General features: G+C 73.8%; 10 protein-coding genes. All 10 read right to left on the reverse strand.

What is annotated here, in order from left to right:
* A partial coding sequence (locus tag ACFZAM_RS19860) for a biotin carboxylase N-terminal domain-containing protein (RefSeq protein WP_391047669.1) occupies positions 1 to 698 on the reverse strand: 698 nt, incomplete at its 3' end.
* 106 nt (positions 699 to 804) lie between these two features.
* The gene (locus ACFZAM_RS19865) at positions 805 to 1,035 is read right to left on the reverse strand and encodes an acyl-CoA carboxylase epsilon subunit (protein WP_391047672.1); all 231 of its coding nucleotides are present in this window, start codon (positions 1,033 to 1,035) and stop codon (positions 805 to 807) included.
* Positions 1,032 to 2,633 carry a carboxyl transferase domain-containing protein gene (locus ACFZAM_RS19870; protein ID WP_391047674.1) on the reverse strand — a complete coding sequence of 534 codons (1,602 nt, stop codon included), beginning with the start codon at positions 2,631 to 2,633 and terminating at the stop codon, positions 1,032 to 1,034. Before ACFZAM_RS19870 ends, ACFZAM_RS19865 begins: the two co-directional genes overlap by 4 nt.
* A 34-nt stretch (positions 2,634 to 2,667) precedes the next feature.
* The gene (locus tag ACFZAM_RS19875; protein ID WP_391047677.1) at positions 2,668 to 4,497 is read right to left on the reverse strand and encodes an AMP-binding protein; all 1,830 of its coding nucleotides are present in this window, start codon (positions 4,495 to 4,497) and stop codon (positions 2,668 to 2,670) included.
* 2 nt (positions 4,498 to 4,499) lie between these two features.
* Positions 4,500 to 5,084 carry a flavin reductase gene (locus ACFZAM_RS19880; RefSeq protein ID WP_391047680.1) on the reverse strand — a complete coding sequence of 195 codons (585 nt, stop codon included), beginning with the start codon at positions 5,082 to 5,084 and terminating at the stop codon, positions 4,500 to 4,502.
* A complete protein-coding gene (locus tag ACFZAM_RS19885) occupies positions 5,074 to 6,726 on the reverse strand; it encodes an NAD(P)/FAD-dependent oxidoreductase (protein ID WP_391047682.1) in 1,653 nt (550 codons plus the stop codon). The genes ACFZAM_RS19880 and ACFZAM_RS19885 overlap by 11 nt, the downstream gene beginning before the upstream one ends.
* 36 nt (positions 6,727 to 6,762) lie before the next feature.
* On the reverse strand, positions 6,763 to 8,400 hold the full coding sequence (locus ACFZAM_RS19890) for an FAD-dependent oxidoreductase (RefSeq protein ID WP_355334782.1): 1,638 nt from the start codon (positions 8,398 to 8,400) through the stop codon (positions 6,763 to 6,765).
* Positions 8,401 to 8,464: 64 nt separating this feature from the next.
* Positions 8,465 to 13,177 carry a beta-ketoacyl synthase N-terminal-like domain-containing protein gene (locus tag ACFZAM_RS19895; RefSeq protein ID WP_391047685.1) on the reverse strand — a complete coding sequence of 1,571 codons (4,713 nt, stop codon included), beginning with the start codon at positions 13,175 to 13,177 and terminating at the stop codon, positions 8,465 to 8,467.
* Positions 13,174 to 22,080 carry a beta-ketoacyl synthase N-terminal-like domain-containing protein gene (locus ACFZAM_RS19900; RefSeq protein ID WP_391047688.1) on the reverse strand — a complete coding sequence of 2,969 codons (8,907 nt, stop codon included), beginning with the start codon at positions 22,078 to 22,080 and terminating at the stop codon, positions 13,174 to 13,176. Before ACFZAM_RS19900 ends, ACFZAM_RS19895 begins: the two co-directional genes overlap by 4 nt.
* On the reverse strand, positions 22,080 to 23,423 hold the full coding sequence (locus tag ACFZAM_RS19905) for an NAD(P)/FAD-dependent oxidoreductase (RefSeq protein ID WP_355334791.1): 1,344 nt from the start codon (positions 23,421 to 23,423) through the stop codon (positions 22,080 to 22,082). Before ACFZAM_RS19905 ends, ACFZAM_RS19900 begins: the two co-directional genes overlap by 1 nt.
* Between the last annotated feature and the right edge of the window lie 14 nt (positions 23,424 to 23,437).

The following is a 23,437-nucleotide window of genomic DNA, read 5'->3' on the forward strand; positions in this document are numbered from 1 at the left end:
CGCCGCTGCAACGAGCAGTCACGCGTGGAGACCACCACCACATTGCCGTGCGTGTCGGCCAGGCACTGCGTCTCCACATGCCGCGGACGGTCCAGGTAGCGCTCCACGAAGCACTCCCCGCGGCCGAACGCCGCGACCGCCTCACGCACCGCGGAGTCGTACAGCTCCGGCACCTCCTCCAGCGTCCGGGCCACCTTCAGACCCCGCCCGCCACCGCCGAACGCCGCCTTGATCGCGATCGGCAGCCCGTGCTCCTCAGCGAACGCCACGACCTCATCCGACCCCGACACCGGATCAGCGGTCCCCGCGACCAGCGGCGCACCCGCACGCTGCGCGATATGCCGCGCCGCGACCTTGTCACCCAGATCCCGGATCGCCTGCGGCGGCGGACCGATCCACGTCAGACCCGCGTCCAGGACCGCCTGCGCGAACTCCGCGTTCTCCGACAGGAATCCGTACCCCGGATGCACCGCGTCCGCACCCGACTCCGCCGCGGCGGCCAGCACCCTGGCGACATCCAGATAACTGGTCGCCGGAGTGTCACCGCCCAGCGCGTACGCCTCATCCGCCACCCGGACATGCACCGCGTCCCGGTCCGGATCGGCGTACACCGCCACACTCGCGATCCCCGCATCCCGGCAGGCACGGGCAACGCGGACAGCAATTTCACCGCGGTTCGCGATGAGCACCTTGCGCACGATGGCTCCCTTGGCTCATTTGGCTGGTTCGGCTTCCCCGACTCCGGCGGCTTCCCGGCTCCGACGCCCCGCGGCGGTCAGGGGGCCGCGCGTCGGCCGGCCGCGCTCACGGCGTCCAGCCGCCGCTCCGGCCGCCGCGCCGCCACTGGCCGGGGCCGCGGTCCGGGGCGGGGACCGTGCCCCGCCGCCACGATCGCCGCGAAGGTGACCGCCGCGCCGCGGGCTCGTCACCGAGCGCGGCGCCGGCGCCCGCCCACACCGCGAGCAGTGCGGCCAGCTCCTCGGCGGTGGGCTCGCCCCGCACCACCCGGATGTCGGGGTCGCGCGCGCCGCTCACAGCGGGATGTTCCCGTGCTTGCGCGGCAGCCGCGTCACCCGCTTGTCGGCGAGCGCGCGTAGCGCCTGGGCCACTTGCCCGCGGGTCTCGTGCGGCATGATCACCGCGTCCACGTAGCCCCGCTCGGCGGCGACGTAGGGGTTGCACAGCGCCTGTTCGTACTCGGCGCGCAGCCGGTCGCGCTCGGCGGCCGGGTCCTCGGCCTGCTCGACGGCGCGGCGGTGCAGGACGGTGACCGCGCTCTCGCCGCCCATGACGGCGATCTCGGCGGTGGGCCAGGCGAGGTTGACGTCGGTGCCGAGGTGCTTGGAGCCCATGACGCCGTACCCGCCGCCGTACGCCTTGCGGGTGACGACCGTGACCATGGGGACGGTGGCCTCGGCGTAGGCGTAGATCAGCTTGGCTCCGCGCCGGATGATGCCGCCGCGTTCCTGCTCCAGGCCCGGCAGGAAGCCGGGGACGTCCACGAAGGTGAGGACGGGGATGTGGAAGGCGTCGCAGGTGCGGATGAAGCGGGCGGCCTTCTCGCTGGCGTCGATGTCGAGCGCCCCGGCCATGTGCGAGGGCTGGTTGGCGACCACGCCGACACTGCGGCCCTCCACCCGGCCGAACCCGCAGATGATGTTGCGGGCGAACAGTTCCTGCGTTTCGAGGAGCTCGCCGTCGTCGAGGACGGTGTGGATCACCTGGTGCATGTCGTAGGGCCGGTTGGCCTCGTCGGGGATCAGCTCGTCGAGCGCGAGGTCGGCGGCGGTGAACTCCTCCGCGGCGCGCACCTCGTAGTCGGGCGCGTCGTCCATGTTGTTCGACGGGAGGTAGCCGAGGAGCAGGCGGACGTACTCGAACGCCTCCTTCTCGTCGCGCGCGAGGTGGTGGGCGTTGCCCGAGACGGCGTTGTGGCTGTAGCCGCCGCCCAGTTCCTCGCGGTCGATCTGGTGGCCGGTCACCGTCTTCAGCACGTCGGGCCCGGTGACGAACATGTGGGAGATGCCCTCGACCATGACGATGAAGTCGGTGATCGCCGGGGCGTAGACGGCGCCGCCCGCGCAGGGGCCGGTCATCAGGGAGATCTGCGGGATGACACCGGACGCCTGGACGTGCCGCTTGACCAGTTCGGCGTAGAGGGCGAGGGAGACCACGCCCTCCTGGATGCGGGCGCCGCCCGAGTCGTTGATGCCGATGATGGGGCAGCCGGTGCGCAGCGCCAGGTCCATCACCTTGAGGATCTTCTCGCCGTAGACCTCGCCGAGGCTGCCGCCGAAGACGGTGAAGTCCTGGGCGAACAGGCAGACCCGGCGGCCGTCGATCGTGGCGTATCCGGTGATCACGCCGTCGCCGAGCGGACGCTGGCGGTCCATGCCGAAGTCGTGGCAGCGGTGCCTGGCCATGGCGTCCAGCTCGACGAAGCTGCCCGGGTCGACCAGGGCGTCGATGCGTTCGCGGGCGGTGAGCTTGCCCTTGTCGTGCTGGCGCGCGACGGCTGGTGCGTCGGTCGCCAGCCGCGCCGACTCGGCCCGCCTGCGGGTGAGTTCGGACAGCCGCTCGGCGGTGGTTCCTCTTCCTGGGCTTGCGGACACGGTGTCTCCTCGGTGCGTCATGACCTGGCCGTGCGGGCGTCGCGGGGCCCGGACGTCAGCCGCTTCGTACGACGGCGTCGGCCAGCGATCCGTCCGTGTAGAGCTGTCGGCAGGCGCGGCGTCGCACCTTGCCGCTGGAGGTCTTGGGCAGAGTGCCGCGCCGCACCAGCAGTACGTCGTCCGCCTCCAGCCGATGATTGTCCCAGACCGCCTCACGTACAAGCCTGTGCAGCCGTTCCGTACCGGTCTCGCGCAGGGTCCGCCCGTCGGCCTCCACGACGACGACCAGTTTCTCGGTGCTGCCGTCGTCCACGGAGAAGGCCGCCGCGCAGTTGGGGCGCAGGCCGGGGGCGGCGGTCTCGGCGGACAGTTCGATGTCCTGCGGGTAGTGGTTGCGGCCCGCGCGGATGACGAGGTCCTTGAGCCGCCCGTTGATGTACAGGGTGCCGTCGTGGAGGAAGCCGAGGTCGCCGGTGCGCAGGTATTCGTGGCTGTCGTCGGCGGCGGGGGCGGTGCGGGCCCAGAAGGTCTCCTTGCTCGCCTCCGGGCGGCCCCAGTAGCCGGCCGCGACGCAGGGCCCGTTGATCCAGATCTCGCCGACGCGGCCGTCGGGCAGCGGGTTCAGGGTCGCGGGGTCGACGATCCTGATCCGGGTCCCGGGCTCCGGCGCGCCGCAGCCGACGATCGGCACGGCGCCGGGCGCGTCCGCGTCGACCTGCCGGACCACGCCGTCCCGCAGGGCGTCGTCGGAGACCCACAGGGCGGCGGGTTCCCGGTCGACGCGGTCGCCGGTGGCCTTCAGGGTGTTCTCGGCGAGCCCGTAGCCGGGGCACATCGCGCGCGGGTCGAAGCGCGCGGGGGCGAAGGCGGCGGCGAAGTTCTCGATGGTCCGCCAGCGCACCGGTTCCGCGCCGTTGCCCGCGACCTGCCAACTGGACAGGTCGAGTCCCGGGCCGATCCGGCCCTCCGCGGCGGCTGACACGCACAGGTCGTACGCGAAGCCGGGCGCGGCGGCGTGCGTGCCGCGGAACCGCGAGATCGCCTCCAGCCAGCGGGCCGGGCGGCGGATGAACGCCTCGGGTGTCATCAGGTACGAGGTGGGGCCCGCCCACAGCGGCAGCACGATCCCGAACAGCATGCCCATGTCGTGGAAGAGCGGCAGCCAGGACACCACGGTGGCGCCGGGGCCGCAGGGCCACAGGTCGTCGGTCTCCCGCGCGTTGGCCATGAAGTTGGCGTGGGTGACCATCACGCCCTTGGGGTCGCCGGTCGACCCCGAGGTGTACTGGAGCAGCGCGGTGTCGCCCGGTCCCGGCAGGGTGCCGTGCCACTGCTCCGGGTCCGCGCCCCCGGCGGCGTCCTCGGGAAGTTCGTCGGTGGGGATCAGCGTCAGGCCGGTCAGCTCCGGGCGGTCGCCGAACCGCTCCCGCAGCTCGCGTGCCACGGCGGCCGTGGTGAGGACGGCGTGGGTGTCCGCGTCGTCGGCGATGCCGCGCAGCCGCTGGAGTCCGCTGACCCGGCTGGGCACCTGGACCGGCGCCGCGGCGATGCCCGCGTACATGCAGCCGAGCAGGGCGCGGACGAAATCGAATCCTGAGGGGTAGAGCAGTACGGCGTTGCGGCCGGCGAGTCCGGCCGCGGTGAGCGCGACGGCGTGCCGCCGGGCGTCGGCGTCGAGGGCGCCGTAGGTCAGCGGGTCCTGCGGCTCCTCGCCGTCGTGCAGGAAGACGAAGGCGGTGTCGTCCGGCCGTGTCGCGGCGCGCAGCCGCAGCGCGTCCACCAGGGTGCGCACCTCGGGCAGGGTGCGCAGGTCGAGCGGCGCGGAGGGGTGGGGGTACGGGGGCACGGCCTCGGCGACGGGCTGTCGCGTCAGGTCGATGCTCATGGTCAGCGCTCCTTGTCGAGCCGGGCGAGCCGTCCGCGGTAGAAGGTGAGCGGGCCGTCGTCCTCCAGCGTGCCGAGCGAGGTGACGGCGCCGACCACGATCCGGTGGTCACCGCCGTGGTACTCGTCGGCGACCTTGCACTCCAGGTAGCCGATGGCGTCGCGCAGGATGGGCGCGCCGGCGCTGCCGCTGAGGCAGTCCAGCCCGTCGAAGCGGGTCGGTCCCGGTGCGGCGAAGCCCATGGCGACCGGGCCCTGTGCCGCGCCGAGGATGCTCACGGCGAAGGTCCCGGTGGCGCGGACGGCGGCCAGCAGCCGGGAGTCGTGCCGCAGGCAGAACAGCACCAGGGGCGGTTCCAGCGAGACGGAGGTGAAGGAGTTGACGGTGGCGCCGACCCATTGCCCGTCGATCACGCTGGTGACGACGGTGATGCCGGTGGTGAAGTGCCCGCACACCTGGCGCATGGCGGACGGCTCCGGCGGCAGGGCCTGGGCGGGGAACCTCTTGGTTCCGGTGTCTGCTTCCATGTCCACGATCCCCAGGTGGGCGAGTCTGCGTCGGATGTCCTGTTCCTGGTCAGTCGTCATGGCCGAGGTCTTTTCCGCCGCCGCGCGCACCGTAGGGCCGCACCAGGCGCAGCACTCCCGGTGGTGCTTCCTTGCGCGCCCACAGCAGGGTGCGCACCCGTTGCGGGGTGGTGAGGACGTACTCGCGGTCGGTGGGGTCGCCGAAGCCGTAGATCGGCGGCACCATCGCTTCGTTCCGCAGGCGGACGAAGATCCGGTCGGCGCTCTGGCGGGCGGTGGCGCGGCCCTCGGCGGTGTCGCGGCAGGCGGCGAGGGTGAAGTCGAGCAGCTCGCGGTATTCCGGCAGCGTCTCGTGGCAGACACCGGTGGCGGGGTCGGCGCGCAGCGAGGTGAGGGCGGCCTCGGCGGCGCCCGACGCCATCGTCTTGGCGCTCCGCTTGAGGGAGAGCGCGTCGAACATGGTGCCCAGCAGCCAGACCCTGGCCGTCGCGCTCCACAGCGCGGGGTGCGAACTGGCGGTCAACGCGGCGTCCACCAGGCGGTCCTGACGGTCCGCCATGCCGTGCTGCAAACGCTCCAGATAGCGGAAGCGGCCCGCCGACCAGTCGTCGTCCCTGGCCGCGGCGAGGATGTCGGAGGCCGCGGAGTAGACGAGTTGGGCGGAGGTGTAGAGGTCGCGGCCGAGGACCGGGTCGCCGCCGAGCGCGGAGCCGTCGAGCAGCAGCATGCGGTCGCCCACGGTGCGCGAGGCGTGCCACTGGCCGGAGTCGGCCGTCCAGCAGAACATCGGCTGGGCGTCGGCGAGTTGGGCGGCGACGGCCGGGTGACGGGCGGCGCGGGCGAGGATCTCCTCCCAGCCGTCGGTCCCCTGCCGGGGGAAGCGGGCGGCGTCCAGCGACAGGGTGACGGTGGCGAGCGCGGAGCCGGCCGGCGTACCCGAGCCGTTGCGGAAGTGGCCGACCTGTATCCAGCCGCCGTCGAAGACGTGGTGCAAGGTGCCCTGCGACCAGGGGTGCGAACCCTTGAGGACCGGCGCGACCCGCTCGTACGGCCGTACGCCGACGGCGTGCGCGCCGATCACCCGCGTGCCGGTGCCCCCGGAGACCCGCTCGGCGCCGAGCGCGCGGGCCACGGCCGAGTCGGGGCCGCCGGTGTCGACCACGAAGCGGGTGCGTATCTCCTCGCCCGAGGTCAGGGTCAGGCGTACCCGGTCGTCCTCGGCGACGGCCTTGTCGACCCGGACCCGCTGCCGTACCCGGGCGCCGTACCCGACGGCCGCGGCGAGCATCCAGGCGTCCAGGTCGGGCCGGTAGAAGCGGCTCTCGCCGTGCTCCGAGGGGATGTTGAACTGGAGGGAGTCGGCCCGCCGGTGCCCGGCGCCCTCGTGGTGGTGCACGAAGCCGAGGGTGCGCTGCACGCCGCAGTTGTACGACAGTTCGCGTCCGACCCGTCCCGCGTCGGCGAGCAGCGCGATCTCCGGCACCCGGAAGCGCTCGGCGATCACCTCGTAGAGGAACGAGGTGCACGGCAGCGTCATCTCACCCGGCTCGCTGCCGGACGTGTCGTGCTCGCCGAGCAGCAGGACGCGCAGGCCGTGCCGGGCGAGGATCACGGCCAGCGAGGTGGCCGTGATCCCGGTGCCCAGGACGGTGACGTCCGGGTCACGCTGGTCGTCTCCGATGTGGTCGGGGTCGGTTCTCATGGTGCCCATCACCTGTTCGGGTCGGATACGGATGGGTCAGCCGCCGTGCGCGACGCGTTCCATGGCGAAGCCGCGCATGGCGTGGGTCACCGTGCCCGCGATGTCGGCGGGTGCCTTGGTCCGGGCCCAGGCGACGGTGCGCGCCATGCGCGCGGGGGTCGCGTGGAAGAAGTGGTTGCCCGGCTTGTCGAGGTTGAGCGGCGGCGGGATGAAGTCGGCGGCGGAGAGCTGCGCGAACAGCCGCCGGGTCGCCTCCTGCGGTGTGATGGTGCCGTTCTCCACCTGCTCGCTGACGGCGGTGGTGTGGCGCAGCAGTTCGTTGCAGCCGTCGTGGGTGGGGAAGGGCGAGCCGAGGTACTTGGAGTGCTCCATCTCGCGCAGCGGGCCGGTGTCGCCGCCGCGCCGCAGCCGGTCGTAGACGCCTTCGAGGTGGAAGGTGCCGAGCACGGTGGAGATCGCCCAGGTCCTGAAGACCGCGTTCCACATCTCGTAGTCGCGGAAGGCGATGAAGGAGCTGTTGACCAGGTCGTCGTTGGCGCTGAGCAGGCCCTGCTCCAACTGCTCGACGAAGGCGAAGCGTTCGCGGGAGAAGTCGTCGTCGCGGATCGCGTCGAGCAGCCGGTAGCCCAGGACGTTGACGACTTCGAGGGTGTTGGTCAGGCCGCGGGAGTAGAGCGCGTCGATGAATCCGGCGGCGTGCGCGGTGATGCAGAAGCGGTCGCCGACGGTGCTGGTGGTCGAGTACTGCAACCGGCCGGTGGAGACCCACTCGCGGACCGGGCGGGCGTTCTTGAACTGCGGTGCGATGTCGGGGAACCTGCTGAGGAATTCGTCGAATTCCTGCTGCGGCGGGCCGTCGGGCCGCGGGTGGCGGCGCGGGTCCAGGGTGAGGCCGACGCTGCACAGCCGGTTGGTGCCGCCCTTGTTGTTGTCGAAGGGGATCACCCACAGCCAGCCGCCGTCGAAGACGTGGTGCAAGGTGCCCTGGTGCCACGGGCTGGGGTTGCCGTACTGCGACGGGTTGCGCATGACGTCGTCGTACGGGGTGACGCCCACCATGTGCGTGAACAGCGAGCGCGAGTGGTGCTTGAAGCGGGTGGGCTGTTCGCGCAGGCCGAAGTGCTCGGCGACCGGGGAGCGGTGGCCGCTGGCGTCGACCACGTAGCGGGCCTGGAAGGTCTCGCCGCGGTCGGTGGTCAAGGTGACGCCCGAGCCGTCGATGTCGACGTCCTGGATCCGGGTCTGCTGCCGCAGGACCGCGCCGTAGGAGGCGGCGGTGTACGCCATGTAGGCGTCGATGTCCTGCCGGTAGAAGTGGTTCTCGGTGTGCAGCATCTTCGGGATGACGAACTGGTTGACCTCGTCGGGCCGTTGGGCCTGGCCCTCGCGCTGGTAGACGAAGCCGAAGTTGCGCTTGACGCCGCAGGCCCCGGTCACGTGCTTGCGTACGCTCTGGAAGCTGGCGAGGTGGGCGATCTCCGGCACGTCGTAGCGGGCGCTGACGACCTTCATCAGCACCGAGGTGTAGGGGATGGTGGACTCCCCGATGGCGAACCGCGGGTGGGTGCCGGCGTCCAGCAGCAGCACCTTGGCGCCGTTGCGGGCGAGTACGGCGCCCAGGATCGAACCGGCGATGCCTGCGCCGAGAATGGCTACGTCGTGGCGGGTGTTCATCTGCGACCTCCTGGGATACGGCGGTGTGTCCTGGGGCTTCGGCCGGTGCAGCCGGATCGGTGGGTCAGTGCTGACGGGCGACCTCGGCGGCGAGCAGCCGTGCCCAGTGGACGGCCGGTTCCTCGAAGAAGGGACGGGGTTCCAGGCGCAGGGCCAGGTCGGCGCGGTAGCGGGCGATGACCTGCGTCACCCCCAGCGAGTCCAGTCCCAGGTCGAGCAGGCTGATGTCGTCGGTGATCTCGGTGAGCGCGACGCCGAGGTGGTCGGCGAGGACGGTTCTGACGTAGCCGTCGAGCAACGGTTCGCGCTGGTCGACGGGCGCGTCCAGGACGGCCCGCAGGTGTTCGGAGGGTCCCTGGTCCTGGCCGGGACCGGCGCTGTCGGCGCGGACCTCGGTCAGCAGCGGGCGGGCGCGGCGCGATTCCAGCAGCGGGCCGAGCGTCGTCCAGTCGGCGCCGGAGACCACGGCGTGCGCGGTGTCGGAGGCGAGCAGCGGGCCCAGGTGCCGCAGCCCGGTCTCCGGGTCGATCGCCCGGAGCCCCAGGGCCTCCAGACGGGCCATCAGCTCGTCGCCGCCCAGGCCGCTGGCCACCCGCCAGGGGCCCCAGCTCACGCTGAGCGCGGTGGCGCCGGTGCCGCGCCGGTAGGCGGCGAGCGCGTCGAGGAAGCGGTTGGCCGAGGCGTACGCGCCCAGGTGCGCCGAACCCCACACGGAGGCGATGGACGACATCAGCAGGAAGAAGTCCAGCGGTGCGCCGTCCAGCAGCCGGTGCAGCGTCCAGGCTCCCTCGACCTTGGGCAGCAGCACGGCGTGCAGCGACTCGGGGTCGGCCTCCGCGATGTTCTGCGCCCCGGCCAGGCCCGCGGCGTGGATGACGCCGCGCAGCGGCTGCCCGCTGTCGGCGATGTCCGCGAGGACCGCCGCCATGCCCGCCTCGTCGCCCACGTCGGCGGCGGCGACGGTCACCCGCGCGCCGTGGGTCTCCAGGGCGCGGATCGCGGCGACCCGCTCGGCGACGGGTGCGGGGAGCGCCGGGTCGTCCCAGCTCTGACGCGGGGGCAGGCCCGCGCGGCCGGTGAGGACCAGGTGCCGGGCGCCGAGGCCGACCAGCCACTCGGCCAGCGTCAGCCCGAGGCCGCCGAGCCCGCCGGTGATCAAGTAGCTTCCGTCGCCGGTCACTTGGAGGCGCGGGGCGTCGTCGGCCGGGGGGCCGGAGCGGATCAGACGGGGCACGAGGCGGGCGCCGCCGCGGTAGGCGACCTCGTCGTCCTCGTCCCCGAGGAGCAGTTCCTCGGCCAGTTCCGCGGCGCCGCTGTCGGCCGCGCCGCCTTGCGGGTCCAGGTCGACGGCCCCGCCCCACAGGTCGGCGTGTTCCAGCGAGACGACCTTGGCGAGGCCGGTGAGCAGCGATCCCGCCAGGCCCTCGGGGGCCTCCTCCTCGCCGGTGGCCTGCGCGCCGCGGGTGACCAGCCACAGCCGGGGCGGCCGGGCCCCGGCGGTGGCGGCTTCGGAGGCGGAGCCGGGAGGCGCCTGGGCGGCTCCTTCGGCGAGCGCCTGGATCAGGTGCACCACGGTCTCGGGTCCCGTCACACGGGCCCGCGCCAGGTCCTCGACGGTGGTCTTGTCGCCGCCGGGCGCGTCGAGGGCCGCCAGGTGCACGATCCGGTCGACCGGGCCGATGTCGGCCAGCAGCGCGCGCAGCGCGGCGGGATCGCCCGCGGGGACGCTCCGGGCGCCCGGCAGCCCGGCCGGACCGTCGCCGATCCTGGCCAGCACGCACTCCCCGCCGAGCGAGGACAGCTCCGCCGCCAGCCGCTCACCGACCCCCGTGGTGTCGGTGAACAGCAGGGTGCGCCCGGCCGGATCCGCGGCGCGGCCCGCGCGCGGCGAGCGGCGCCACTCCACCGCGTACTGCGGGTAGTCCGCGGCTTCGGGGTCCGCGACCGCCCCGCCGGGTCCTGGCAGTACCGGAGAGGTGTCGTCGGCCAGCGGGAAGTTCAGTCGCAGTCGCTGGAAGGCGTACGTGGGCAGCGGCACGTGCCGGTCGGCGGTGGCCGGGTGCACCCGCGACCAGTCGACGGGTACGCCCCAGGCGTGCAGCGCGCCGAGGCTTCCCAGGACCTGCTCGGCCTCGGGCCGGCCGCGCCGCAGGGACGGCAGCCACAGCAGGTCGGGGTCGGGCAGGGCGCGGGCGGCCAGGCCGAGCAGGGTCCGGCCGGGGCCGATCTCCACGAAGGCGCCGACGCCGGTCTCGCGCAGTGCCAGCACGCCGTCGTGGAAGCGGACTGGCTGCCGGGCGTGCCGGGCCCAGTAGCCGGGGTCCGCGAGGGTGGCGCGGTCCAGCGGCCGGCCGGTGAGGTTGGAGATCAGCGGGACGCGCGGCTCACGGAAGGTGATCTTCGCCGCCGCCTCCTCCAGTGGGGCGAGGACCGGGTCGAGCAGCGGCGAGTGGAAGGCGTGCGAGACGGTCAGCGGTTTGGCGGTCACACCCTCGCGGGCCAGCTCAGCCCGGATCTCCGCGATGGCGTCGGCATCGCCGGAAAGGACCGTGTCCTGGGGCCCGTTGACGGCGGCGACGGCGACCAGGTCGGCGCGGGAGCCGATGGCCCGCTCGGCGGCCTGCGCGTCCAGTTGTACGGCGAGCATCGCGCCGGGCGCGGTCACCGACTCCATCAGCCGGGCCCGCAGGGCGATCAGCCCGAGCGCGTCCTCCAGGTCCACCGCTCCGGCGACGCACGCCGCCGCGTACTCGCCGACGCTGTGGCCGATCACGGCGGCGGGGCGGACGCCCCAGGACGCCCACAGTTCGGCGAGCGCGAATTCGACGGCGAACAGCGCGGGTTGGGTGTAGCCGGTCCTGTCGAGCGAGCCGTCGGGCTCGACGGGGTGGACGACCTCCAGCAGCGGTCGGTCCAGGACCGGGTCGACGATCTCGGCGCAGCGCTCCAGAGCCTGCCGGAACACCGGCTCGGCCTCGTACAACTCCCGTCCCATGCCCGCGAACTGGGCGCCCTGGCCGGTGAACATGAAGGCGGTCTTCACGCGGTGCGCGGCCTGGGCGCGGCGGGGGGCGGGACCGCCGTCGCCGGTCCCGAAGTCGTGCAGCCGGTCGGCGAGCGAGGCGGTGTCGCGGGCGGTGAAGGCGGCGCGGACCTGCTGCGGTGAGCGGCCGGCGGCGATGGTGCGGGCCACGGAGTCCAGCGGGGTCGCCGGGTTGGCGCGCAGGAAGTCGGCCCAGCGCAGGGAGAGTTCACGCAGCGCCGGTTCGCTGCGGGCCGACGCGACGAACACTTCTGCCTGCCGCCCCGGCCGCGGGTCCGGCTCGGGCTGCTCGGTGGTCATGGCGGGCGGTTCCTCGATGACGAGGTGGACATTGGTGCCGCTGGCGCCGAACGAGCTGAGGCCCGCGGTGCGCGGCTGCCCGTCGGACGGCCACGGGGTGTGCTCGGCGGCGACCCGCAGGTGCAGCGCGTCCCAGTCGACGTTGGGGTTGGGCGTGCGGAAGTGCAGGCTCGCCGGGATCTCGCCGTGGCCGACGGCCAGCACGCTCTTGATCAGCCCGGCGATGCCCGCCGCCGCCTCCAGGTGGCCGACGTTGGTCTTCACCGACCCGACGTAGACGGGGTGATCCGCCGAACGGCCGGTGCCGAGGACGGTCTCCAGGCTGCGCAGTTCGATGGGGTCGCCGAGGGCGGTGCCGGTGCCGTGCGCCTCGACGTAGCCGATCCGGTCTGCGGTGACTCCCGCGTCGGCGAGGGCCGCGCGGATGACCTCCTGCTGCGCCTTGCCGCTGGGTACGGAGATGCCGCTGGCGTGGCCGTCGTGGTTGACGGCGCTGCCCCGGATGACGGCGAGCACCCGGTCGCCGTCGGCCACCGCGTCGCTGAGCCGCTTGAGCACCACCAGACCGCAGCCCTCGCCGCGTGCGTAGCCGTCGGCGGAGGCGTCGAACGCCTTGCAGCGGGCGTCGGGCGAGACCGCCCCGGCCTTGCTGACCAGCACGAAGCCGTACGGGGACAGGATGACGTTGACCCCGCCCGCCAGTGCCAGATCGGTCTCGCCCAGGCGCAGGGCCTGGCACGCCTGGTGGACGGCGACCAGTGAGGAGGAGCAGGCGGTGTCGACGACCTGCGCGGGTCCGCGCAGCCCGAAGGTGTGCGCGATGCGTCCGGCGATGAAGCTGTTCTCGCCGAGGAGTTGGTAGCCGTCGATCGCGGCCGGGTCGCCGTACTGCTGCCGCAGCCGTACGTAGTCGCTGGTGCTCGCGCCGATGTAGACGCCGGTGCGGGAGCCGTCCAGCGAGTCGTGCGGGATGCCGGCCCGCTCCAGCGCCTCCGAGGCGACTTCGAGCGCGATCCGCTGCTGGGGGTCCATTCCGAGCGCTTCGCCCGGCGCGATCCCGAAGAGCTGCGCGTCGAAGGTGTCGGCGCTGTCCAGGAACCCGCCTTCCACGACGTACGCCTTCGCGGGCGCCTCGGGGTCGGGGTCGTAGTACGGGTCGGTGTCCCAACGGTCGCGCGGGAAGGGGCCGATGGCGTCCACGCCGTCGCGCAGCAGGTCCCACATGCGCTCGGGCGAGTCGGCGCCGCCGGGGAAGCGGCAGCCGACGCCGATGACGGCCACCGGGCTGTGCAGCGCGGCCCGTTGGTCCTCGACCATCGTGCGCAGCCGCCCGATGGTCTCCAATGCCTGGGCGAGGCGGGACCGTTGGTCCGGTGCGCGCTCCGGCGTACGGTCCGATGTGCGGGGTCCGGCACCGTCGGTGGGCTGGTTCATCGCTTGTCTCCCTCGATGAGGGCGTTCACGGCGGCGACTTCGGCGTCCAGACGGGCGAAGAGGTCCGCGTCGTCGGGGTCGTCGTAGTCGTCTTCATCGGTGAGGTCGCCGGTGACGGTGGCGTTGTCCGCGGTGCCTTCGGCGCTTTCGGCGCGTCCGGTGGTCGCGGCGTTCTCGGCGCGTCCGGTGTCTTGGGTACGGGTGACGCTGCCGGCGGCGGGCTGCGGCGCGTGAGACCGTTCGTCGCCCGATCCGCCGACCACCTCGGCGGCGAGGAATCCGGCCACGGCGTCGCCCGTCGGGTATTCGAAGGCGAGTGTCGCGGGGAGCGCGCTGCCGAAGCGGCGCTCCAGCCGTACCTTCATCTCCAGCGCCGTGATGGAGTTCAGGCCCAGTTCGAAGAAGCCCTGCCGGGGCTCCAGTTCGCCGGGTCCGTCCAGGCCGAGCACCACCGCCACCTCCTCCAGGACGCACTCCAGCAGCAGATCGCCGCGCGCCGCGTCGGGCAACGAGCGCAGCTTGTCCAGCAGCGCGCCGGAGTCACCGGGCGCAGCCGCCGCCTCGGCGGCCAGGGCGTCGAAGAGCGGCCAGGGGCGGGCCTGTTGGTAGAGCGGCAGCAGCAGGCCCCAGTCGGCGTCGGCCGCGGCGGCGCCGGTCAGGCCCGCCGCGGTGATCCGGTCGAGCAGTTCCACGGCGATGCCGGGCGGGAGCGGGCGCATGCCGCTGCGCGTCAGCCGGTTGGCGCTGTCGCGGTCCAGCAGATCCACGTCGAGCCAGGGCGCCCAGGCGATGGCGCAGACCGGCAGGCCCAGGGCGCGCCGGTGCCCGGCGAGGGCGGTGAGCAGCGCGTCCACCGGGGCCTGCACGCCCGCCCCGATCGCCGCCCAGGCCGACGCCACGGTGCCCCACACCTGGAAGAGGTCCAGGTCGGTGCGCGTGTCGAGCGCTGCTTGGTGCAGCAGCCACGCGCCGCGGGCGCGGTCCTCGACCGCCTCGGCGATCGCGGCGGCGGTCGGCTCCTGGTCGATCGGCAGATTCCAGCCGACGCCGAGCCAGATCACGCCCGCGACGGGGTGTCCGGCCGCGGCCTCGTCCTCGATCAGCCGGGTCGCCTGCTTGGCGTCCTCCACGCGGGGCACGACCAGCGTGCGGCCCGCGCCGCGCGCGGTCAGCCAGGCGGCCACCCGGTCGGGCAGCGGTCCTTCCGCGCCCGCCACCAGATAGCTGCGGTCGGCGGCCAGTTCGACCGGCTCGAACAGCGGCGGCGGGGCCGGGGCGCGCAGCACCCGGGCGGTGAGCCTGCGTCCGGCGCGCAGCGCGATCTGGTCCTCGACGTCCTCGCCTCCGGCGCGGTCGGCGCCGTGGGCGAGCAGTTCGGCCGCGACGGCCGCCGCGTCCTCCGCCACACCCGAGGTCAGGGGGTCCAGGTCGAGCGCGGCGCCCCAGGCGGTGGGGCGTTCCACGCCGGAGACGATCGCGGACTGCCGCAGCGGTGCCTGTGCGGCGGCGGGCAGTTCCAGCTCGTCCACCGCGACCGCGCCCCGCGTTACGTACAGCACGCGTGCGCCGCTGCCGACCGCCGCCGTCACGGAGGCGACCGCCGTCACCCCCGCGCACGCGTCGGCCACGGCGAGGGGGTCGGGCTCGTCCCGCTCCGGCAGGTCCAGCGCCCCGAGGTGCACGACGTCCCGGCAGCCGGGCCCGGTGCGCAACTCCCGCAGCGCGTCGGCGAGTCGCTGCCGTACGGTGTCGGGCTCGCCGTCGGCCGCCAGCAGGGTCGTGGGCCGGCCTTGTGCGGCCAGTGCCCGTGCCAGTTCTTCGGCGACGCCGCCGCGGTCGGCGAGGACGACGGTGACGGGTCCGGTCAGGAGCGCCCCCGCTCCCCCGGCGGCTGTGGACGGGTCGTCGGTCCGCGATGCGCCGAGGCCGTCCCGCTGGGCGGGGACATGGGCGGTCAAGCCGCGCTGCGGAGTCCCGGCTTCGAGCCGAGCCTGGGTTTCGGCCGGCCGCTGCTCGGGCTGACGGACCGTCAGCGGGCGCTCCTGCCAGCCGAGGACGTACAGGCTGGTGGTGAGGCGCGCGGTCTCCTCCTGGTTGAGGACGCGGCCTCGCGGCGGGGCGAGGCGCAGGCCGGTGATCTCGGCGAGCGGCCGGCCCTCGGGGGTGGTCAGGCGGATGTCGGCGGTCGGGTCGCCCGCGGTGTCGGGGCGCAGGGCGGCGGTGACGAGGACGCGGTCGTCGGGGGCCGCGTACAGGGTGAGGCTGTCGAGGGAGGCGGGGAGCGGCGCCGGGTCGGCGGGGTCGGTGGACAGCAGGAACGCGGGCAGCCGCAGGGCGAGTTCGAGGAGGTCGGGGGCGAGGTGCCACCGCATGGTGGCCGGGCGCAGCCGCAGTTCGAGTTCGATGCGGCCGTCGGCGGTCCGGGCCGATTCCGGGGTCGGCGCGCAGTCCCCGGTGGCGTGCCGGGCCACCCAGGCGCGCAGGGCCTCGTCGACCGGGCCGCGCGGGTGCGGCGGGGCGTCCGCAGCGGTGTCGGACGGCGCGCGTCCTGGCAGGGCGCGGCCCGAGACGAGGCGGCGGGGGCGCGGCGCGGTGTCGGTGGCGGGCTCCCACAAGGTGAGCGCCAGACCCGGCCGGTCGCCCGACGCGGCGCGTTCCAGGCTGAGTTGGGTGGTGACGGAGCCGTCGGCCGGGACCAGCAGGGGGCGGTCGAGGGTGATCTCCTCAAGGCGGACGGGGCGGCCGGGGCCGAAGGCGGTCCCGGCCGCGGCGACGGCCAGCTCCAGCCAGGTGGCGCCGGGCACCCGCAGCGCGGCGCCCACGGGTTCGGCGCCGAGCCGGGTGGCGGTACGGGCGTCGAGGTCCGTCTCCACGACGCGGCCCGACGGGGTGCGGACGTCGCGGGTCAGCAGCGGGTGGGCGCCCTTGTTCGCGGGGGCGGCGTCGCGCTGGTCGACCCAGTACCGCTTGTGCTCCCACGGGTAGGTCGGCAGCTCGGCGAGCGGGCCGTTCCCGGGGTGCAGCCGCGGCCAGTCCACGGCCTGGCCGCCGACGTGCAGGGCGCCGAGCCCGGTGAGCAGCGACTCCGGGCCGTCCTGGTCGCGCAGCAGTGACGGCACGAACAGTCCGTCGGTGCCCGCGGCCCGCAACTCCTGCTCGATGGGCACGAGTTGGATGGGGTGGGCGGACAGCTCCACGAAGGTGTCGTGTCCGTCCGCCGCCGCTGCGCGTACGGCGTCGGCGAACCGTACGGTCTGCCGCAGGTTCCGGCCCCAGTAGGCGGCGTCCAGGGGGGTGTCGGCGGCGAGCGGCGCGCCGTCCACCGAGGAGTACATCGGCAGGCGAGGGGCGGCCGGGGCCAGGCCGGTCAGGGCGTGTACAAGCTGTTCGCGCAGCGGCTCGGCCCAGGGGCTGTGGGCCGGGCCGCCGGCGTTGACCGCACGGAAGAACACGTTGCGCGCGCGCATTCGGGCGCCCAGTTCCTCCAGTGCGGTCGTCTCTCCCGACACCACCGTCGACTGTCGGCTGTTGACCACGGCGACGCACAACCGGTCGCCGTACGGTGCCAGTTCGTCCTCGGTGCGGTCGGCGTCGAGGCCGACCACGGCCATGCCGCCCTGGCCGACCAGGGCCCGCAGCAGGTGGGTGCGGCGCACCATGATCTCCGCGGCCTGCGCCAGGTCGAGCGCGCCCGCGCACAGGGCGGCCGACACCTCGCCCATGCTGTGGCCGAGCACGGCGGCGGGCTCGACGCCCAGGGCGCGCCAGCTCGCCGTCAGGCCGTACTGAGTGGCGAAGAGCATGATCTGCTGGTCGAGTTCGTTCGAAGGCTCGCGCGCGGATTCCAGCGCTTCGCGCACCGACCAGTCCAGGTGGCGGGCGAGCGCGGCGTCGCAGTCCGCGATCGCGTCCCGGAACACCGGGTCGGCGGCCAGCAGGGAGCGGCCCATGGCGGGCCAGTAGGAGCCGTGCCCGGAGAAGACGAAGACGGGTCCGCGTGCGCGTGCGGCGGCCTTGCCGAGGACGGTGCCGGGGACGCTGTCACCGTCGGCGACGGCGGTCAGTCGTTCGGCGAGCGCGGCGCGGTCGCGGCCCACGACGACCAGCCGGTGGTCGAGGTGGGAGCGGTGTACGGCCAGGGTCCGCGCCACGGCGGCCGGTTCCGCGCCGTGCGCGTCCCGTGTCGCGTCGCCGTCCGGCTCGGCGGTGAGCAGTGAGCGCAGGGCGGCGGCCCGGTCGCGCAGTGCGGCGGGGGACGCGGCGGACAGCGGCAGGACGTGGAGGCGGGCGGTCAGGGCAGCGCCGTCGTCCGCGTCGGAGGTACCGGGGGCATCGGGGACGTCGGAGGCATCAGAGGCGTCGGTCGCGGGGGCCTCGGCGAGCACGATGTGCGCGTTGGTGCCGCTGAAGCCGAAGGCGCTGACCCCGGCGACCCTGCGGCGCTCGCCGCGGGCCCACGGGCGGGCCTCGGTCGGGACGTCCAGGGGCAGTTCGTCCCAGGGGATGTCGGGGCTCGGCCGCGTGAAGTGCAGGTGCGCGGGCACCGTCTCGTGCCGCAGGGCCAGGACGGTCTTGATGAGTCCCGCGATGCCGGACGCGGCTTCCAGGTGGCCGATGTTGGTCTTCACCGAGCCGACCAGGCAGGGCTGCTGGGTCGTCCGTCCGGCCAACGCGGCGCCGAGCGCCCGCAGTTCGATCGGGTCGCCGAGCGGAGTGCCGGTGCCGTGCGCCTCGACGTAGTCCATGTCGTCGGCGCCGACGCGGGCGTCGGCGAGTGCGGCGCGCAGCAGTGTCTCCTGCGCGGGACCGTTGGGGGCGGTGAAGCCGCTGCTGGCACCGTCCTGGTTGACGGCGGAGCCGAGGATCAGCGCCAGGACCCGGTCGCCGTCGCGCCGGGCGGCGGACAGCGGCTTGAGGATGACGGCTCCGCAGCCCTCGCCCCGCGTGTATCCGTCGGCGGTGGCGTCGAAGGTCTTGCACCGGCCGTCGGCCGCGAGGGCCCCGGCGGCGTCGCTGGCCCGGTGGATGGTGGGGCCGAGGATGAGATTGACGCCCGCGGCGACCGCGAGGTCGCTCTCGCCCGAGCGCAGACTGGCCACCGCGAGGTGCACCGCGACCAGCGAGGACGAGCAGGCGGTGTCGACGGCCAGACTCGGGCCGCGCATGCCGAGCAGATACGACAGGCGGCCGGCGGCGGCGCTGAAGGAGGTGCCGGTGCCGTAGAAGGCGTCCACGTTGTCGGGGTGGCTGCCCACGATCTGGGCGTAGTCGGTGGAGTTCATGCCGAGGAAGACCCCGGTGCGGGACTCGGCCAGCGAGGTCGGCGGGACGCCCGCGTGTTCCAGTGCCTCCCAGGCCACTTCGAGGAACATCCGCTGCTGCGGGTCCATCACCTTGGCCTCGCGCGGCGGGATCCGGAAGAACGGCGCGTCGAAGCCCGCCGGGTCGTCGTCCAGGAAGCCGCCCCACCACACGCGCGGGTCGTCGAAGCGGCCGTCGGGGGCGCGGCGTACGGCGTCGCGGCCCGCGGTCAGCAGCCGCCAGTAGGCGTCCGGACCCTCGGCGCCGCCGGGGAAGCGGCAGCCGACGCCGATGACGGCGATCGGCTCGGGCGCGCCGGGCGTGCCGGTCGGCGCGGCCGGAGCCGCGGGCGTGTCGGTCGTACGGGACACGGCCGCCGCGTCGGTCGTGCGGGCCACGGCGGGCGCGGGAGCCGGGGCGTCGCCGAGCAGGCCGTCGAGGTAGTCGGCGAACCGCCGCACGGTGGGGTGGTCGAAGGCCGCGGTCTTCGGCAGCCGCAGCGGCACGGACCGTTCCAGCACCTTGCACAGCTCGACGGCGCCGAGGCTGTCCATGCCGAGGTCGGTGAAGCCGCGACCGCGCGCCACGGTGGTGCCGGAGGCCAGCCCCAGCACCTCCGCGGCGGCGTCCGCGACCAGGTCGGCGAGCTGGTCGCGGCTGGGGCGCGCCGGGGTCGCCGGAGCGGTGGCGGGAGCGGCGTCCACCGGCGCGGGCAGGGCGGGCGGCGCCGTCTCGGACAGCGGCGTGCCCGGAGTGCTCAGGCGCAGCCCCACGGTCTCGGCGACGAGCCGCCCGGCCTCGTCGTACAGCTTCAACTCACCGTGCAGTGCGCTCAGTTGCGGCAGGGTGTCGGCATCGGCGTTCGCGTCGGGCGCGGGGATGTCGAACCACAGCTTGTCGCCCTGCCACGGGTAGCCGGGCAGGTCAGTGACGGCCGTGGGTCCCGGATTGACCTCGGGCCAGCGGATGTCGACCCCGGCGGCGTAGAGCCTGGCCAGCGAGGTGCGCGCGGTGGCGACGTCGTCGGTGTCGCGGCGCAGGGTGGGGACGACGAGCCCGTCGACTCCCCGGTCCTCCAGGCTCTGGACGACGGGCTGGGCGAGCACCGGGTGCGGGCCCAGCTCCACGAAGAGGCGGTGACCGGCGTCGAGCGCGCGGCCGAGCGCGGCGGAGAAGCGGACCGGCTGGCGGAGGTTGCGTCCCCAGTAGTCGGCGCCGAAGGGGCCCTCGGCGCCCGGCTCGCAGGTGAGGTGGACCGGCACGCGCGGCTTCGCCGGGGTGATCTCGCCGAGCATGGCGACGAGTTCGTCCTGGTAGGGCGCCATCTGCGCGCTGTGGAAGGCGTATTCGCCGGGCATCGCGCGGTAGCCGTGGCCGAGCTCGGCCAGTTCGGCGCCCAGGGCCTCGACGGCCTCGGTGCGTCCGGAGACGACCGTGCTCGCGGGACTGTTGACGGCGGCCACGGTCACGTCGTCGCCGTATGCGGCGAGCAGCGGCAGCAGGTCGGCTTCGGGGAGGGCCACGGAGGCCATCCGGCCGCCGCCCTCGGCCCGTTGGAGGAGGCGTCCGCGGTGCACGATGACGCGTACGGCGTCGGTGAGGGTGAGGGCGCCCGCCACGTGGGCGGCGGCGATCTCGCCCATGCTGTGCCCGATGACGGCGGCGGGCTCCACGCCCCAGGAGCGCCAGAGCGCGGCGGCGGCCACCTGCACGGCGAAGACGACAGGCTGGGCGAATTCGGTCCGGGTCAGCCGGGAGTGCTCGGCGTCCGCGGTCAGTTCGCCGATCACCGACCAGCCCGCCTCCGCGGCGATCAGCTCGTCCACGCGGGTCAGTTCGGTCCGGAAGGCGTCCTCGTGGGCCAGCAGTTCGCGGCCCATGCCCGTCCATTGGCCGCCCTGCCCGGAGAAGACGAAGCAGACCTGCGGCAGGTCGTCGCCCGAGTCGCCCGGGTCGCCGAAGTCCCCGGCGTCCGTGCCGCCCCACTGCGCGCCGCCTCGCTCTTCCGCCGCCAGGTCCGGCACGGCGGTGTCGAGAGACGTCTCCAGCAACGTGCCGAGTTCCTGGGCGAGTTCGGCGGCCGTCCTGCCGGTGACGGCGATGCGGTGCTCCCGGTGCTGGGTGCGCCGGGTGCCCGCCGCCGTGACGTACGCGGCCAGTTCGGCCTCCGGCTGGTCGAGCAGCCGGTCGCGGTGCGCACGGGCCAGTTCGCGCAGCGCGGCGCCGGAGCGCGCGGAGACCGGCAGGAGCAGCCGGGACGGCCGGTCCTGTGCCGCCTCGGCGGGCGGGGCGACCGCGGGCGGTGCCTCGACGATCACATGGGCGTTGGTGCCGCTGAGCCCGAAGGCGCTGACGCCGGCCAGTCGCCGCCCGCCGCCGTCCGGCCACGCGGTGAGGTCCGTCGGCACCCGCACCGGCCAGCGGTCCCAGCGGATACCGGGGTTGAGCCGGTCCAGGTGCAGATGCGGGGGGATCTCGCCGTGCTGTGCGGCCAGTGCCGCCTTGAGGAGACCGGCCGCGCCCGCCGCGCCGTCGGTGTGCCCGAAGTTGGTCTTCAACGAGCCGACCAGCAGCGGGTGTTCCGCGTCGCGTCCTTCGCCGAGAATCCGGGCGAGCGCGCTCATCTCGATGGGGTCGCCGAGCGGGGTGCCGGTGCCGTGCGCCTCGACGTAGCCGATCTCGTCGGGCCGTACGTCCGCGGCGGCCAGGGCGTCCCGCAGCAGCGACTGCTGGGCGGCGGCGCTGGGCACGGTCAGTCCCGCGCTGTGCCCGTCGTGGTTGACGGCGGAGCCGCGGATCACGGACAGCACGCGGTCGCCGTCGGCGAGCGCGTCGGTCAGCCGCTTGAGGACGAGCACCACGCAGCCGTCGCCGCGGACGATTCCGTCGGCCGCCGCGTCGAAGACCTTGCAGTGCCCGTCCTTGGCCATGGCGCCGACCTTGGACATGAACACCGTCAGCTCGGCGGAGAGCAGCAGATTGACGCCGCCGACCAGCGCGGTGTCGGACTCCCCCGTCAGCAGGCTCTGCCGCGCGAGGTGCACGGCGACCAGCGACGAGGAGCAGGCGGTGCTCAGCGCCACGCTCGGGCCGTTGAGGCCGAGCAGGTACGACAGCCGCCCGGGGCCGAAGCTGGCCTCCTTGCCCGAGGCGTACCAGGGGTCGATGCCGCGGACGCCCGCCTCGCGGGAGTGCCGCAGGAAGTAGTCGACGCTCAGGCCGCCGGAGAAGACGGAGGTACGGGTGCCGGCGAGGCTGCCGGGGACGATCCCGGCGTGTTCCAGCGCGTCCCAGGCGACCTCGATGAGCATCCGCTGCTGCGGGTCGATCTGCCGGGCCTCGCGCGGGGCGATACCGAAGAACTCCGCGTCGAAACGCGTCTCGTCCTCGATGAAACCGCCCCAGCGCGTGTACGTCCGGCCTGGCGCGTCGGGGTCCGGGTCGTAGTGCCGGGCGAGGTCGGAGCGGGACGGCGGGATCTCGGTGATCACGTCCGTGCCGTCCCGCAGCACCCGCCAGAATCCGGCCAGGTCCGCCACGCCGCCCGGGAAGCGGCAGCCGGCACCGATGATCGCCACCGCCTCCGGGGCCTGATCGGTCATCAGAACAGCGCCGCCGCTGAGGGCGCGGACAGGCTGCCCAGGTGCTTGTACCAGAGGTGGTCGGGATCGTTCTCGACCGTGGCGACGATCTTCCGCATCGCGGCGAGCGCGCGCGGTTCGTCGTCGTCGTAGACGTCGCCCTGGAGCATCTTGAGGACGTCGAGCCGGTACCTGGGGTCCTGCACGAAGGCGGTGAACAGGATGTTCAGCCGGTAGTAGATGGAGATGAACTCGTACCAGTTGCTCACCCCGCGCCGCAGGGTCCGCTCGTACTCGGTGAAGCGGGACTTGCTGAAGTCCCCGGCCTCCGCCGCCGCGATGATGTCCTTGGTCGCGATGCGGGCGCTGTTGAGCGCGACGCTGACGCCGCTGGAGAAGATCGGGTCCACGAAGCGCGCGGCGTCGCCGATCAGCACGAAGTTGTCGCCGGTGATCTCCTTCATGCCGTAGCTGTAGTCGCCCTCGGCCTTGAAGGGGCGTACGCGCTCGGAGTCCTCGAGCGCGGCGCGCAGTTCGGGGCGGCTTCCCACGCACTCCCAGAAGAAGCCCTCCAGGTCGTCCTTGGAGGCGGTGAAGTGCTTCTTCTGCGTGACGACGCCGACGCTGGTGATGGTGTCGGTGATCGGGATCTGCCAGACCCAGGTGTCGGTCAGCGGCAGGAAGTGGATGAAGATGTAGTCGGCCTTCTTCTTGTCGTGCGAGAGGGCCGTGCGGTCCAGGCCGTCGAACCAGGTGTGCACCGCGTACTGGTTGAACACCGGGTCGGGGACCTTGAGCTTGAGCTGGCGGCCGAGCATCGTGCCGCGCCCGCTGGCGTCCACGACCATGCGGACGGTGACACCGGTGTCCTTGTCGCGGACGGGGTGGATCACCGGGTGCTCGCCGGAGAAGTCGACGCTGCCGATGCGGGTGTTCTCGAAGACCTTCGCGCCGCAGGAGGCGGCGTGCTGGAGCAGGAGCTGGTCGAACTTGCCCCGGTCCACGTGGTACGTGTGGGACTGGAGGACGCCGGGCTGGTCGCGCTCGTCGAATTCGATCTCGGCGGCGCCGAGGCCGTGCGAGAGGCCGCCGAAGCCCATGGTGGGGATGCCGGCCGGTGCCGCGGACGTCCAGGCCGCGCCGAATTTGCGGGGGAATCCGGCCTGCTCGACGAGGTCGAGCGCGCCGATGTCGCGCAGTACGGGGGTGGTGGCGGGCACCAGTGACTCACCGACGTGCTCGCGGGGGAAGGTCTCCCCCTCGAAGACCGCGACGGTGAGTCCGGCCCTGGTCAGGTATGAGGCCGCGGTGGAGCCTGCCGGGCCTCCACCGATGATCCCGATGTCATAGTCGACTGCGGACAAGACTGCTCCTCTTG

Source organism: Streptomyces sp. NPDC008079 (genome assembly GCF_042957385.1).
GTDB lineage: Bacteria > Actinomycetota > Actinomycetes > Streptomycetales > Streptomycetaceae > Actinacidiphila.